Below are 295 nucleotides of genomic sequence, written 5' to 3'. Positions count from 1 at the left end.
CCAATGCTATCTGGCTGAACGAAAAGAATGATATCTGGCTGGAAATTCCCCGCTATGAGAATCAGATCTCATGGGGCGGCGGTGATATTTTTGCCTTCCTTTTAGTGCCATTTATGCTCTTTTATTTAATCAGCCCCGCTTTATTCGGATGGAATATAATGATCTCTTTAGGCTCTTTGTTAGGCCTGATTTTTTTTCTCTCTTTATTTAAACTTTTGATCAGAATGACCTATCACACGCCCCGCGGTACGCCCGTGCGCCTAAACCGTAAGCGGCAGAAAGTCTATATTTACGA

General features: G+C 42.7%; 1 protein-coding gene. It reads left to right on the top strand.

Annotated features, from left to right (window positions below; translation table 11 throughout):
- A partial coding sequence (locus tag OGV77_RS00055) for a DUF6708 domain-containing protein (protein WP_353655752.1) occupies positions 1–295 on the top strand: 295 nt, incomplete at both ends.

Origin of the sequence: Citrobacter sp. Ce129 (assembly GCF_030334545.1) — a bacterium.
GTDB classification, from domain to species: domain Bacteria; phylum Pseudomonadota; class Gammaproteobacteria; order Enterobacterales; family Enterobacteriaceae; genus Citrobacter; species Citrobacter europaeus.
This window is presented reverse-complemented; position numbering and strand designations above follow the sequence as displayed.